General features: G+C 48.2%; 13 protein-coding genes and 2 rRNA genes. 13 read left to right on the forward strand and 2 right to left on the reverse strand.

Translation table 11 applies throughout. The annotated features are described in order from the left end of the window. Both B9Y58_RS00005 and rrf read left to right on the forward strand, forming a co-directional pair. A 23S ribosomal RNA gene (locus B9Y58_RS00005) occupies positions 1–99 on the forward strand; the annotation flags it as partial. A gap of 105 nt (positions 100–204) precedes the next feature. After that, a 5S ribosomal RNA gene (gene rrf / locus B9Y58_RS00010) occupies positions 205–319 on the forward strand. Between the two features lie 429 nt (positions 320–748). Here rrf and B9Y58_RS00015 read toward each other — a convergent pair. Continuing rightward, positions 749–1,057, reverse strand: a complete 309-nt coding sequence (locus B9Y58_RS00015) for a hypothetical protein (RefSeq protein WP_085534698.1) — start codon at positions 1,055–1,057, stop codon at positions 749–751. Between the two features lie 58 nt (positions 1,058–1,115). Between B9Y58_RS00015 and B9Y58_RS14305 the strand changes: the two genes are divergently transcribed. The 8 genes from B9Y58_RS14305 (at position 1,116) to B9Y58_RS00050 (ending at position 9,241) form a co-directional block, all read left to right on the forward strand. After that, a complete protein-coding gene (locus B9Y58_RS14305) occupies positions 1,116–2,165 on the forward strand; it encodes a hypothetical protein (protein ID WP_143154724.1) in 1,050 nt (349 codons plus the stop codon). A gap of 163 nt (positions 2,166–2,328) precedes the next feature. Next, the gene (locus B9Y58_RS00020) at positions 2,329–4,188 is read left to right on the forward strand and encodes an alpha-amylase/4-alpha-glucanotransferase domain-containing protein (RefSeq protein ID WP_085534699.1); all 1,860 of its coding nucleotides are present in this window, start codon (positions 2,329–2,331) and stop codon (positions 4,186–4,188) included. Positions 4,189–4,191: 3 nt separating this feature from the next. Continuing rightward, positions 4,192–4,881 carry an STAS domain-containing protein gene (locus tag B9Y58_RS00025; protein WP_073058193.1) on the forward strand — a complete coding sequence of 230 codons (690 nt, stop codon included), beginning with the start codon at positions 4,192–4,194 and terminating at the stop codon, positions 4,879–4,881. Further along, the gene (locus tag B9Y58_RS00030) at positions 4,871–5,602 is read left to right on the forward strand and encodes a lytic transglycosylase domain-containing protein (protein WP_143154725.1); all 732 of its coding nucleotides are present in this window, start codon (positions 4,871–4,873) and stop codon (positions 5,600–5,602) included. Before B9Y58_RS00025 ends, B9Y58_RS00030 begins: the two co-directional genes overlap by 11 nt. A gap of 24 nt (positions 5,603–5,626) precedes the next feature. Then, positions 5,627–6,988: a TolC family protein gene (locus B9Y58_RS00035; protein ID WP_233247777.1), complete on the forward strand. Its 1,362-nt coding sequence runs from the start codon at positions 5,627–5,629 to the stop codon at positions 6,986–6,988. Positions 6,989–7,005: 17 nt separating this feature from the next. Then, positions 7,006–7,584 carry an MlaC/ttg2D family ABC transporter substrate-binding protein gene (locus B9Y58_RS00040; RefSeq protein WP_085534701.1) on the forward strand — a complete coding sequence of 193 codons (579 nt, stop codon included), beginning with the start codon at positions 7,006–7,008 and terminating at the stop codon, positions 7,582–7,584. 5 nt (positions 7,585–7,589) lie between these two features. Continuing rightward, a complete protein-coding gene (locus B9Y58_RS00045) occupies positions 7,590–8,537 on the forward strand; it encodes an energy transducer TonB (RefSeq protein WP_144066143.1) in 948 nt (315 codons plus the stop codon). After that, positions 8,537–9,241 carry a pseudouridine synthase gene (locus B9Y58_RS00050; RefSeq protein ID WP_085534703.1) on the forward strand — a complete coding sequence of 235 codons (705 nt, stop codon included), beginning with the start codon at positions 8,537–8,539 and terminating at the stop codon, positions 9,239–9,241. The genes B9Y58_RS00045 and B9Y58_RS00050 overlap by 1 nt, the downstream gene beginning before the upstream one ends. Here B9Y58_RS00050 and B9Y58_RS00055 read toward each other — a convergent pair. After that, entirely contained in the window at positions 9,205–9,573 is a 369-nt protein-coding gene (locus B9Y58_RS00055) for an HU family DNA-binding protein (RefSeq protein ID WP_072801329.1), read from the reverse strand. The two genes, B9Y58_RS00050 and B9Y58_RS00055, sit on opposite strands and share 37 nt — an antisense overlap. A gap of 165 nt (positions 9,574–9,738) precedes the next feature. Here B9Y58_RS00055 and B9Y58_RS00060 point away from each other — a divergent pair, with 165 nt between their 5' ends. The 3 genes from B9Y58_RS00060 to B9Y58_RS00070 all read left to right on the forward strand — a co-directional run bounded on the left by B9Y58_RS00060 (position 9,739) and on the right by B9Y58_RS00070 (position 13,793). Continuing rightward, entirely contained in the window at positions 9,739–10,794 is a 1,056-nt protein-coding gene (locus tag B9Y58_RS00060; RefSeq protein ID WP_233247778.1) for a tRNA dihydrouridine synthase, read from the forward strand. Between the two features lie 196 nt (positions 10,795–10,990). Further along, positions 10,991–11,191, forward strand: coding sequence for a type II toxin-antitoxin system RelB/DinJ family antitoxin (locus B9Y58_RS00065; protein ID WP_073058198.1), 201 nt, complete (start codon positions 10,991–10,993; stop codon positions 11,189–11,191). A 205-nt stretch (positions 11,192–11,396) separates the two neighbouring features. Further along, the gene (locus B9Y58_RS00070; protein WP_085534705.1) at positions 11,397–13,793 is read left to right on the forward strand and encodes an HD domain-containing phosphohydrolase; all 2,397 of its coding nucleotides are present in this window, start codon (positions 11,397–11,399) and stop codon (positions 13,791–13,793) included. The last annotated feature ends 87 nt before the right edge of the window (positions 13,794–13,880 follow it).

Consider the following 13,880-nt stretch of genomic DNA (forward strand, 5'->3'; position numbering starts at 1 on the left):
TGTAGGGCCGTCGTAGACTACGACGTCGATAGGCCGCAGGTGTGAGCGTGGCGACACGTTGAGCCGAGCGGTACTAATAGCCCGGTAGAGCTTTTCCTTTCTTTCAACGATTTGGTTCCATCTGCCGCGTGGGCAGCCCGGACCCGCCAGCTTCAAGGCTGTGCAAACGACTTTTTCGACAACCAGTTGTCGCCTGGAATTTGTTTCAGCGGTTACCGAGAGGGGGTCATACCCGTTCCCTTTCCGAACACGGAAGTCAAGCCCCTCATCGCCGATGGTACCTGGCCCACGGGCCCGGGAGAGTAGGTCGCCGCTGGATTCACGCCCCCTACGAGGTAAACCTCGCAGGGGGCTTTTTTGCATCAAAGTGCTTTTGTAAAACGATATTTGTAGGAATTTAAGCTATATTTAGTGTTCATAGATTCTATTTGTTGGTGATGATAGGTCTCTAACATTTTAAGGAGAAAAAAATGAATTTGAAAACTTATTCAGCTTATGTTCTTAAATGCTTTGGAGTTTTAGCCCTGTTTATTTTCGGGGCCTGTGGTGATAGTTCCAGCGCCGGTGACGACTCCTCGGAATTCTCAGATCTGGGCGAAATCTCTAGCGAATCCAGTGAAACATCGAGTGAATCTGTGGAAAGTTCCGGTAATGCAGAGCCCAGACAAGTTGAATCTATATATGAATTGGGCAAGTGCGGTAAAGATAATTCTGATGAACGGGTTTATGTGATTTCAGAAAAGGCTTACTACCTTTGTACGAGCGAAAGCAAATTCTTCAAATGGGTAAAGGAAAGCGCGGAAGAATCTAGCTCCAGCGCGAAGCAGTCTAGTTCCAGCAAGGTTTCAAGTAGTTCGGTTTCCAGCTCCAGCGTGAAACGGTCTAGTTCCAGCACGGTCTCAAGCAGTTCGGTTTCCAGCTCCAGCGCGAAACAGTCTAGTTCCAGCACAGCTTCAAGCAGCTCGGTTTCCAGCTCCAGCGTGAAACGGTCTAGTTCCAGCACGGTCTCAAGCAGTTCGGTTTCCAGCTCCAGCGCGAAACAGTCTAGTTCCAGCACAGCTTCAAGCAGCTCGGTTTCCAGCTCCAGCGTGAAACGGTCTAGTTCCAGCGTCAGCGTGTCCAGTAGCTCAGTAAATGCTTGTGCAAGTCTTGCTACAGATAAAATTTATACTCGGACAGGAGTTCTTTCTGGCAAGCCATTTGTTTGTGAAAGTAACACCGCAAGGCTTGCTACCAAGCAAGATACTTTGAAGTTAGATACCATTGGAATATGCAAGAATTTTACAGATATATCATTACGAGCAGGTTTGTATTCTACAACGAAATACGTATGCTCTTCATATAAAGCACGAGTTGCCACGGCATCGGAAATTTCTCAAGGTATTGGATGTACGACAAACATCGGGGGAACAAATGGTAGTAGGATTTGCTCTGCAGAAGGTGTTTGGCGTGATAGTACGGCTTCGGAAAAAATTGTGAGGAAAGTATGTACAACGAAAAATGATGGAGACAATACAATATTAGGCTCATCATGGACTTGTTCGGGTACGACTGGAAGGTGGTGGAATAACTGTAATGGGGATGGCTGTTATATTGGTCCTTTATATGATAGTTATGATGTTGTGGTTGGTTACATTTATTCTAAAGGATCTCAACTATGGACAATTCCTATTAGGGATTATGGTGGTGACGTATATAACTATTTTCAGGATTTTGTAAGAAACTTTACGGAGGCAACTAATTTTTGCAAATCTTTAGGAGCATCCACTGGTAGTGTTGGTGGTAATTTCCATTTAGCTACGGAAGATGATTGGAAGACTTTGATTAATTACAATAAAGAATTTGATTCTAGCTATAAAAATTTATACAAATATTTTATAAGAGCTTCCAATTTTTATAGCAATTCCCAAGCATTGAATAAATGTTCCTTTAGCAGTAGTGTTGCCACTACAAAATGTGCAGATAATTTTAAAGTATTTGTTTGGACAAGTAAAAAAGCTAATTCTATTACTAGCTCGGATGCTTTGACATATTCAATTAGGGATATAAGCACCATTTCGGGTTCGGAACCTGTAGAGCTTTCACCAAGTGGATACCAACAATCAACGACATCCAAGATTCCATTCTATTGTGTAATGAATAATTACACTGGAACATTTAAATAAAAAATAGCGAACTTGACACTGAATATTAGCCTTTCGCGGATTCCTGTTTCGCGAGGGCCTTTGTTATAGGTTCATAAATAATGTCAAGGGGCATTTGTCTGAATAACGTTTTATATCGTCGAACTCTGGCCCCTACTTCCTACTTTTTTCTATCCTTTACCACATGAAACCGACGTTATCGTTTGTGTTGCAGTTGCCGCCATCGACGGCGTATGCAAAACTTGAATCTGTTGTAGAGAATTTGCTCTCGGGCGTCTGCATGATGCTCGATTCGGGCAAGGTGAAGTTTTCGCTTTTCATGGACGGCCCGACTATTGAGGTTGCAAACAAGGTTGCGCGTCCGCTGATGTTTGGCAAGTTGCGTCACGCAATCGAAGACGGTTCGCTTGAACTTTTAGGCGGAGGCTTTTACGACCCGATGCTCCCGCTGTTCCCGACGGAACTCCAGTCCATGCAACTCAAGAAGCATGGCAAGTTGTTGTGGAAACATTTCGGTATCGAACCTTCGGGCTATTTCAATTCCTCGATGGTTTGGGAAATGGAGATGACCGAACTTCTGGCCAAGCACCGTTTTGAATACGCACTTGTGCAGGAAGCCTCGCTCCAGGACGCCCTGGGTCGTACCACTCCTGTTTCAGGTTGGTACACTGTAGAAGACAAGGGCTCCTTTATGCGTGTGGTTCCGGTTTCGCAGAAATTGTCCGATGCCATTGCGAATGATGACTTCCAGTGGGAACAGATTGCGGAACTTTATTGCCGTGATGGCAAGTCTGCGGTAGTCGGCTTGAACATTCCTCCGCAGCCGGGCGATATTATTCCATTCTTTGAACGCCTGATTGAATTTGTGGAAATGAACGAAATTTCGACAAAGACCGTCGCCAGTCTCGTTGCGGATCAAAGTTCCGAAGGCCGCGTCAGTTTCTTGTTGTCGTCGGGGAGTAAGATTGGCTTGCCTGCAGCTGCCAAGACCTGCCGTGAACTTTTGATTAGAAGACCCGAAGTCAACTTGCTACACAAGATGCTCCTGTCGCAGTTCCACCGTGCGGCGGCATTCCTTAAGGGCCATGAACGCGATGAATTCTTCGAGATGCTTCTGCCAGCCATGTCGCCTATTTATTACCGCGACATGCAGGATAGCGAAGGCATGCGTACACCGATGGTCCGTTGGTGGGGCTCTCGCTTTTTGCTACAGGCCGCTAACCGATTGACCGATCTGGTTTCCTTTGACGGTATTCGCCTGGATATTGCAGACTTCATGCTGGAAGGCAACAAGTGCATCTGGGCCGAGAACCATTCCTATTCGTTCTTGCTGAACTATCTGGATGGCGGTATTCTGAATATCTTGAATGCCAAGGCCGCCGAGAACAGCATTCTGGATGCTTGGCGAGATGATGGTAACCCTTCGGCGGGTTTCGTGGACTTCATGATACCCAATGTGGAACTGAAGGCGGAAAAGCTGGACCAGATTCTATCTGACCGCGAAGGAGTCCTTTCTGCCCGTTACGAATACCAGATCAAACGTCACGATGCGGGTACCGACATCGCCCTGCTGTCTGACCAGCACCCGGTGCTTGGAACACAGACTTGCGATCTTCATGTAGAAAAGACCTTCGGACTTTCGTCTACGGGTTCTGAATTTTCAGTAGAGTATAAGCTCACGAACAATTCCCCCGAGGCGTTAAAGGGTTTCTTCGGTACACTTCTGGACACGGGGCTTCTTGCCTGCGGTTATACAGCTAAGGATATCCTGGTAGATGGAGTTCCCTTGATGTTCAACTTCCGCGATCCGCTTATTTTCCCGGATGCGTCCAAGTTTGAAATCTCGGATATGGTGACCAGTTCAAAGATTCAACTTGAATTCGAAAAAAAGACTTCGCTGCTGATTTCGCCCATATTCGGCGCATCGGCTCTTGCCGCTCCTGAAGCCTTGCAGGGAATCCGCGTGTTCCCGTTCCAGAAAGTGAATCTCGCTGGCCAGTCCGAATGCTCGTTAAGCTTGACGGTTAAGATTTCCAAGAGGTAACCCATGAAATCGGATTTGATTGATATTCAGGTGGAATCTCGCGGAAACGATGTGGAACTTTCCTTGTCCGGTTCCCTTGGGCTTGCCCAACTTTCGGCGGTTAAAGAAAAACTGGACATGCTTGTTGAAGGTCCGGGTTGTTTTTATTTCTTGAACTTGCAGAATGCACATTTCACTAGCGACCGCTACCTGGAAGTATTCCTGGAGCTCTTGAACCGTGTCAAGTCTCAAAAATCGGCCCTGATCCTGATTTTTGATTCTGCTGAACTATACGATTACTTCTCGAAATACCTGAACATTTTTGAAGTCTACGAGAACCGAAAGGCTTACAAGAAATCGGGGACCAAGAAACAGTTACAGCAGATTGGACTGCACTACGGACTACGCTCGGGTATTACGGTGAGTTCGGGTGTTGCGGTTGCGCTGATTTCCTTGATCCTCGGGTGGATGATTACCTTGTTTGTGATTATTTCGACCCAGGGGCACGATTTGGCTGACAAGCAGGCTCAAATTATTGCTCTCCAGAACCAGAAGGATCGTTACATCAAGGAAATTGACAAGCTGGAGTCCTCGATTGGTCCGCTCCGTAAACTGGGAGTGGTTCAAGATACGACAAGACTCAGTTCCTTCGGACTTATTCAGGATTGGGTGAGCTACTTGGAATATCTAGAGAATACAAGGCGTGAAAAGTAACGTTCGCATATCCAAGCTCACGTTTGCCATAGCCCTGGTGTTTTGCTTCGGGGCTTTGGGACTTTTTGTGTCTTATTGGTTTGCCCGTCAGGCCGAAATCAAGGTGCTTGTGGAACGGGAAGCCGCCTTGCGCGCCGATATCGAGCAGTTGAGTGCATGGGGCAAGTGGACCGTTGATTATGTCAAGATTAGCCGGGCTCTCGATTACCTTTCAAAAGGCCGCCTGAGTGAAGAGCAACGAGAAATGCTGACTGAACAGCTGTGGCAGATTTCAAGGTCTTATGTCACGGACCCGTTGCTTATTTTGGCAGTGGTCGCGCAAGAAAGCCGTGGTAACCCCAATGCTCGTGGTCGTAAACAGTCCGGAGCCTATTCGGGAGCGCTCGGACTTATGCAAATCAAGCTTGAAACCGCCAAGAAAATGGGTGAACCCTTTGGGCTTCAGATCGAAACCGAAGAGGATTTGCTCAAGCCGGAAATCAACGTGACGGTAGGTACAGCTTACTTGATTCGCCTGATTTCCAAGTACGGCAACTGGAAAGACGCCTTGATTGCATACAACTTAGGACATTCGGCGGTAGACCGAATGCTTCAATCGGGCAAGCCTTTGCCGACTAAATATTATGAGCATGTGATTTCAAAATATCGCAAGTTGACGGAGCTAGATTTTAAAACAAGCGACCAACAGCCTGTATATGACGACCAGTGGCAAATGGAATAGTGCCGAATTTGCTAAATTTGCACCATGTTCCGTGTGTTGACAGTTCTTTTGATGGCGTCTTTTGCGCTTGCCGGTGAAATCCGGTATAGTTTGGAACAGTTTGTCAATGAGGGACTTGCTGTGGATCCGCAGGTGGCAGAACTCAAATATGGCACCGAAGCGAAGAAAAACCAGATTCGCAAATTGAAAGCCGAAGCCATTTTGCCGACTTTTTACGTGGGCATGATGGTGGGCCCTGCTCCCGGTTTAAAGAATGAACTGCAGAATGGCGATACGGTAGAAGTTTACGATTTTACCAAGATGGGGCCGTTCTGGGGTGTACAGGCAAGATTCGTACAGCCGTTGAACTTGGGACAGTACCGTGCCGGGAAAATGGCCCTGGAAGCGGACTTGCAACAAAAAAGTTTTGATATCGAGAACCAGGTCCACAAAAAGGATGTGGAACTGCAGACCTATTACTACAATTACCTTTTGGCTAAAGAAATGATTCGCATTGCGGGCGATGCTCAGTCCAAGGTAGATGAAGCATACGAAAAACTTGAAGAGGCCCTGGACGATGACGATCCGAATGTGTCCCAAATGGACCTTTTGAACCTGAAGGCGAAAATGCATACGGTTAAAGAAGGAGTTTCCGAAGCCAATTTGGGAATGAAGCGCGTGATGCTTGCGATTCGTTTTTCGCTGAAAATGGACGAAAACGATTCCTTCGTGGCGGCCGATTCCGTGTTGGTTCCGCGAACGGAACCCCTGCCTTCCTTGGATGAAGTCCGTAACATGACGTTGAAATACCACCCAGAACTGCGCCAGCTTTCTGCGGGAATTCGTGCCCGCCGAATCCAGATGGATTTGGCCGAGGCTAAACTTGCCCCGGAGTTCTTTGTGATGGGCGAAATTGAATATGTCAAGAGCTGGGCTGGTAACAGAAGCGTCTTGCAGAAAAGTGCTTTTGCAGAAGATGCCGTGAACAAGCTTGACGGTGTTCTCGGGGTAGGCGTTCGCTACAACCTGAATTTCTGGAAAAACTGGGAAGGTTACCGTTCTGCCCGTACAGACATGCGCGGTCTCCAGCTAAAGGAATCCTATGCTTCTGATGGCCTAATGGCCAAGGCCGAAGAGCAGTATTATATGGTAGTTGCGGCTAAAGAAAAGCTTGACGCCATGAAAGAAAGTTTGCGTGCCTCCGAGGGTATTCTGAAGGGGGCTGCCATGCAGTATGATTTGGATAAGTCCAAAACAGGTGATTTGGTTTCGGCTTATACGCAAAATATTACGATGCAGAAAGATTACTATTTTGCGGTATGCTCTTACAATGTGGAATTTGCCCAATTAATCGCAAAAATGGGCATGTCGCTGAAAGATTTCCACACGATTTATATGAATCAGTGACTTGAAAGGAGAACGTTATGTTTAAGAAAATTTTAATTGCCATTGCCTGCGCCTCTTTGGTTGCTTTTGCTGCCGAAGACCCGGTTGCGGCAATCAAGAAAAAGGATGCGGAGCTTCAGACCCTTTTGAAGAAGTCCAGCCGTAATGCAAAGGAGACGGAGCGCGTCAAGAGCCTGCTCAGCGATTCTTTTGATTTCGCTCTGCTTGCCAAGAAGTCCCTTTCTGCAAATGACTGGAAGGCTCAGGATGCAACTTCGCAAGAAAAGTTTGTCACAGAATTCCAACGCATGGTCCGTAACTCCAGTGCAAAGCGACTGGAACTCTACCGCGCCGATTCTACGATTTATGAACCAGCCAAAATGAAGGGTGACAACGAAGCCCGCGTGGTGGCGCACCTTTGGAACAAGGGCAAGGAATCGGTTCTGGAATACAAGATGAGCTTGGTCGATGGCAAGTGGATGGCCTGGGACTTGGTAATCGACGATCTCTCTACCGCCCGCAATTACAAGGACCAGTTCTCGCAGATTCTTAAGACCAAGAGCTTTGCGGAACTGATTGATATCATCAGCAAAAAAGCTGATGAATCGGAGAAGTAACCGTTTTGATTTGGGTTCTGGGCGTACTTTGTGCTTTGGCGCTTGTCGCCCTGTTCTTCCCGTTTATATTCTGGGTTGACTTTTCGGTGGACTTGAATCGTGTAACGGTTCACGTTCGTTTTTTTAAGAAAGCCATTTACACCTACGAAAAGAAATTTGGCAAGAAGGAACTGTCCGAGGATGAGGACGGTTCCGTTGCTGTAGATGATGAAGAAACGGCTGTGGCTCCGACGACACCTGTGGAATCGAAGAGTGCCCCGAAGGTAGAGCAGAAACCCGAACCAGAAAAAACAGCGGAGCCAGCAAAGACAACCGAGCCGGCAACGCCTGCGGAACCCGAAAAGAAGGAAGTGCCGCAGCCTGAAAAACTTGCCGAAAAGAAGGAAGTGCCGCACCCGGTCGAAAAAAAAGAACCTGCGAAGGTTGAAGAAAAGAAATCGTCAGAAGAAAAAACGTCAGAGGAAAAATCGTCGGATGATGATGAAAAAGAAAAAAAGCGTTCGCTGACGGATGAAGAATTCTGGACGCTCCTGCTCACGCCTGAATTCGATGTACGCGCCTGGTGGGCGGTACGCCATGCTTTGTCTGCTTTGTTTAAGTTGTTCAGAATCCGCTTTGTCGATTGTTTTGTAGAAGGCATCCGTTTTCAGGAATACGAAAACATGGGCTATGCGGCTGCGTTGAACGGGTTCCTCAAGAGTTACCCCTACATAGGCGCTTGGGATTTTCGTATGGATTGGACTCGCGATCATGAGCCGAAGGCGGAGGGTCATATGCGCGCCTCGGTGAATTTGTGCCGCACGCTTTGTTTGATTTTGTCCATTCTCTTTTATGGTGGCATTGTTGCGTTTACGTTCTGGCGTCGCCGCTCCCATATTCTTAAGACGAACGAACTTCCGGAACTTGGATTTATCCGCAGCAAGATTGTGAAAATGATGTCGGAGGATGACTGATGCCTGCTTTGACTTTGGATAGGCTGCTGGCCTCGATTGGTTTTGGTTCCCGCAAAGAAAGCCGAGCCCTTGTCCGTATGGGCATGGTGGAACTGGACGGCAAGGTCCTTGATGACCCGTTTATGGAATTCAAGGAAAGGCCTGAATTCATCACGGTGAATGGTGAAGAAGTTCCGACGATCGAGAAACTCTACATCATGATGGACAAACCGCTGGATGTGGAATGCAGCCATAATGCCCGCGACCACCAGTCGGTGTTCGAGCTGTTGCCCGACCGTTTTACGGCCATGGGAATCCAGACGGTGGGGCGCTTGGATGCGGATTCCTCGGGCTTGTTGCTGTTCTCGAACCAGGGAGACTTCATTCACAAGGTGGAAAGTCCCAAGAAGGGTTACCTCAAGAAGTATCGCGTGACTCTTGCCAGACCCTTTACCGAAGAACAGAAAGCTGAACTTTTGCGCGGCGTGATGCTTAAAGACGAAAGAAGGCCGGTGCTTGCACGGGCCTTAGAGGTTGACGGTGATTCCGTCTTAATTTCAATTGGCGAAGGTTTGTACCACCAGGTCCGCAGAATGTTTGCGGCAGTGGGAAACCATGTAGAAACACTTAAGCGTGAAGCCATCGGCCCTGTGGTGTTGGACTCGACCCTTGGCAAGGGCGGATGGCGCTACATGACGGAAGAAGAAGTGGCGTCGCTGACTTGAGTTTCTTCAGATTCAAGTTTGGCGTTTGCACCTTCGACCAGGGCTTCAATAGAATTGATTTTGTCCTTGATGTCGTTACTGAACTTGAACGAGGGAACCATGCGTTCTTCGATCAAGACTGTTTCGCCGGTGCGGGGATTGCGAGCCGGGCGAGCCTTGCGGGGCTTGCAGGCAAAGGTGCCGAAACCACGAATTTCGATGGTGTTGCCTTCGATCAGCTTTTCGCCCAGAAGGTCGAGAAACTGCTCGATGACGGTCTTAATATCGTTACGCACAAATCCGGTGGACTTGGCGATCTCTTGAATCAGTGCTTGTTTAGTTATATTTGCCACGGCTTAAATATAGGTTTATCAATGAGTTAGCGTACCGGTCTGAATAAAATTAAACAATTTTTTCGGGCTCTTGTTGCGGAATATTTGTGGATAATTGTGGTTAAAATGTTGAAAAGTTTTAGGCTTAGAAATTTGGACGTGTTTCCGAATACCATACTTAGCCCCATGGATGGGGTGACGGATGCTCCTTTCCGTAGACTTTGCCGCGTCTTGTCGGGAAATCGCATGGGACTCCTGGTATCGGAGTTTGTGCCGACGGACGGCGATGCCGTATTCTGCCTAGACGGCCACAAGCAGCTGAAGTTTTTCCCCGAGGAAAGGCCTTTCGGGGTACAAATCTTTGGAAGGTTCCCTGACCGAATGGCCGCTGCCGCCAAAAAAATTGCCGAAAACCTGCACCCGGAGTTTATCGAGGTGAATGCGGGGTGCCCGGCGCCGAAGGTGGCTGGGAAGGGGAGCGGTTCTGGACTTTTGCGAGACCTGCCGCGATTGCAGGAAATTTTGCGCGATGTTAAAGCCGCGCTCGATTCTTCGAGTGCCGATATCCCGCTGACGCTCAAGTGCCGAATTGGCTGGGACGACGAAAGCATTAACGTGATGGAAACGCTTGCGATTGCCGAGGGCGAAGGAGTCGAAATGCTCACGGTGCATGGCCGTACCCGCTTGCAGGGGTACAACGGCCTTGCCAACTGGGAATGGATTGGCAAGGTCGCGGCCGCGGCCAAGATTCCCGTGATTGGCAACGGCGACGTGAACAGTGTGGCGGTTGCCCGCGAGCGACTTGAAACCTATGGTGTATCGGGCGTGTCCATTGGCCGCGGCGCCATGCACAACCCGTGGATTTTTGGACAAATTGCCGATGCCTGGGAAGGTAAGCCTGAAAAAGAAATTTCTGCCAGCGAAGCTCTGGACGTGTTCCCGCTTTACTACAAGTTCAAACTTGAAGACGGCTCTACCGAAATGGGGGCTCTAGGCCGCCTGAAACAGTTGGGTGCAAGACTATGCAAGGGCTTTTGCCAAGAAGGATGTGGTGACGAAGCCGGCATGCATGTGCGACAGACGCTCCTTACCGCGCAGACACCGCAGGAATTTTTCGAGCGCCTAGAGGTGTTGAGAAATGGCGTTGTAAAATCGATGCGCTATGATCCGAATCGCTTAGTAAACCTGAATGGAGCCAAGGAAACCGAATTGAGGTTTGGCGACCAGTTTGCAGGACGGTAAAAATTTTTTATATGAAATTTTTTAGATAAACTGCATTTGAAAAAGTAACTTGTGTGCAGTATGTATGACCTTGTATTGCGGTTGTGAAAAAATTGTGGATAGCGGGTTTAATTTGTACGAAAAAAGTAACTGTTGTAAGTTTGACAACAAGAGAAAAATAAACTATTGTTAAAGATACTTTTTAAGGGAAAGATCTATGGCAATAGTAAGCGTACGAATGGAAGACGAAACAAAGAAAAAGTTCGAAACGTTCTGTGATTCCGTAGGAATTACTGTTTCGGCTGCAGTAAACATGTTCGTAAAAATGACAATCCGCGAAGACCGGTTGCCGTTTGATGTCAAAGGACATTCGTTTGAACCGCTGGGAAAGGTTGTTCAGACGAAAGGCGTTGACTAGAAGATTTCTTGCCTAATCGAATCTTGCTTAATCGTTAAGAGAGTCGTTCCTATGCTAGGGAACGGCTTTTTTGTTCAAAATGTCGTTTTTTGCCCAAATATTCCAATTTGGAATGAGTGGGAAACGGATTTTTTAGGAGGGGAACGCCCAAAAACATTTTTCTTATATATATTAAAGTCATCTATTGTTCTTAAGAAGGGATAATATGAAGAACAAAATATTCGCGTATAAGGATGCAGTCGGGTTCGAAAACGAACTCTTCCTGTTTAGCAAGTGGTACAAGGAACATGGTTCCCCCACGATGTGCTTCCAAATCCATTCAACCATATTGGATCCCGAAAAACTGAAGCCCGTTTGGGATATTCTGGAACGCGTGTTCCCCGAGACGCCGTGGTTCGGTAACTCGACTAGCGGAAATATTGTGGACTGTGAACAGACGGTCGACATTTCTGTGTCCGCAATCATTTTCGAAAAACCCTCCAGCAAGTTCAAGATTGTGCAGTACGACTTTTCCAGGGAGTCTGTCGGTGGCATTGCAGGCCAGATCGTGGCTGAAACCGACAAGGATCCTTGGGTCAAGGCTGTAGAAATTTATCACTGCATTTCGCCCTTCTCGACGACGGCTCTTTGCGAAGGGCTTGACAGCCTTGCTCCGAACATTCAGGTTTTTGGCGGTATTGTTTGCTCTCCCGATATTACGAGCCCGAATTCCTGCGTGTTCTCGTCGGTGGGTGGCTATACGAAGTCCGGTCTTTTGGTCGTGTTCTACGGCGGTGACGATCTTTATATTGAATCTCGCAAGATTAGCGGCTGGAAACCCATTGGACGTAACTTCCACGTGACCCGTTCGGAGGGCAATATCCTTTATGAACTGGGCGGCGTTCCGGCCTACGAAGTTTATAACAAGTACTTGAACATCAAAAACGACAGCAATTTCTTCTACAACGCGCTTGAATTCCCTATGCTTTACGAGCATAATGGCGTTTCGATTGTGCGTGCGGCTGGTGCGAGTAATCCGGATGGTTCGCTCTCCATGTCTTCGGATATTGACGAGGGGTCCATTGTCCGGTTGTCGTATGGTGAACCGCAATTGATTGTGGAAAAGATTAAGGCTGAAAGTGAAGCGTGCGAAAAGTTTGCTCCCGAAGTGCAGCATATCTTCTCTTGCGCGGCCCGAAAGGCGTTCTGGTCCCAGCATGAACCGACTTACGAAATTTCTCCGTTCAAGGGCTTGGCTTCTAGCACCGGATTTTTCTCGCATGGCGAGTTCCTACGTGAAAAGGGCCACTTGAACCAGCACAACATTACGCTCGTATTTGCCTCGATGCGTGAAGGTCCTGCGGTAAAGCATGAACATGCACCTGTAGAAGATATCCAAGAGGGGATGGCTTCGCGTTTGCCGCTTGCGGCCCGTATGGCAACGTTCATTCGCGAAACTTCTTTTGAACTGGAACAGATTAACAGCAAGCTGAGCGTGATGAACGAACACTTGCAGGATGTCGCGACGACCGATGCCTTGACGGGGCTTGAAAACAGACTTGCCTTTGACGAGATCCTCAAGACCATTAGCCAGGAAGACGCTGAAGCTGGCACTTGGACGATGGTGTTGATGGACGTGAACGGCTTGAAGTACGCAAACGATACCTTTGGCCACCAGGCGGGCGATGCCCTGATTGTGGCGGCGGGAAACGCTATCAAGAGCGCTTACGGTGCAACCGGAAACTGCTTCAGAATTGGCGGTGACGAATTTGCCGTGGTGACGCGTGCTCCGCTGGATTCGTTGTTCGTGCTGTATAGCAACCTGCAGAAGTGCATCGAAGAATACAACAAGGACGCTTTGTACCACTTGTCCATTGCAGTGGGCGAAAGCCGCCTGCGTAGCGATTCTGGCGTTCGCAAGTCCATTAGTGACTGGAAGATGGAAGCCGACTTGAATATGTACCGCGACAAGGTGCGTTACCACAAACCGGTAGAAAATAACGAGAACCAGAATCTCAAGGACTTGATTTCTTGCTTGATTACGGTGGAAGAAGCGAAGGATTCCTATACGGCGCATCATTCGGACCGCGTGAAGGCGTTCTCTGAACAGATTGCAAGGTTACTTGGCCTTTCGGAAGCTTCTGTCTCGTTGATTACCCATGCCGCACATTTGCACGATATCGGCAAGATGGGTATTAGCGACAGTGTTCTTGGCAAGCCTGGTAAGCTGACGGATGATGAATTCTCGATCATTAAGCAACACCCGGTGATTGGCGCCAAGATTCTGATGCAGTCCAACTACACCCACGAACTGGTGCAGATAGTATTGCATCACCATGAACGTTACGATGGTCGCGGTTACCCCGAAGGCTTGAAGGGTGAAGAAATTCCTATCGGCGCCCGAATTATTGCAATTGCGGACTCCATTGACGCCATGACGAGCAAGCGCGTTTACCGCGACGCCTTGTCGCTGGATTACTGCCGCAATGAAATCGAGAAGAATTTGGGCGTGATGTACGACCCTGCCATTGGCAAGGTGGTTCTGGATCATTGGAACGAGGTCGCAGACTTGCTCATGAAACTGCAGAGCGGTCGCCCGAAAATCGTCAATCGCACCAATTAATCTTTTTAATTGCTTTTTTGAACGTTTGTGAGCAACAAAGCCCTCGGGTGTTAACCGAGGGCGGTTGCGAGAGTGAGCTCGCTGGGG

Source organism: Fibrobacter sp. UWB15 (assembly GCF_900177705.1).
In the GTDB taxonomy this organism is placed as follows: domain Bacteria; phylum Fibrobacterota; class Fibrobacteria; order Fibrobacterales; family Fibrobacteraceae; genus Fibrobacter.